Below are 332 nucleotides of genomic sequence, written 5' to 3'. Positions count from 1 at the left end.
GGACGTCTCTTGCAAGTTACTTAATAAATACCAAGTCGCTAGCCGTTTATCTTGATCATCATAGATACGACTGACGGTTAACAGTAAAGATAAGGGCTTACCTTTAATCGGTGCTATTCGCTTACCTGTTGCAGGGTCAATAGCTTGGGGTTTAGCGCTGCGAGTTAATACCACTTTCGCCGTGGCGATATATTGTTTAGCAGCTTTACCTTTGTAATTGACTTGTCGTTGATAGCTAAAATTAAGTTGCCCAGCTATCTGGCTACAGCGCTGGGACTTACCCTCATAACTTAAGTAGGAGCCTGCTTTGACTCGAGTAATAAACTTGTAAT

At 42.2% G+C, this 332-nt stretch carries 1 pseudogene; it reads right to left on the bottom strand.

Annotated elements, in window-relative coordinates:
* Positions 1-332 (bottom strand): annotated as a pseudogene (locus A1232T_RS13555) (transposase); the annotation flags it as partial.

The organism is Psychrobacter pasteurii (assembly GCF_900162815.1).
GTDB classification, from domain to species: Bacteria; Pseudomonadota; Gammaproteobacteria; order Pseudomonadales; family Moraxellaceae; genus Psychrobacter; species Psychrobacter pasteurii.
The sequence above is the reverse complement of the archived record's forward strand: the minus strand, read 5'-3'. Positions and strand labels throughout refer to the sequence as shown.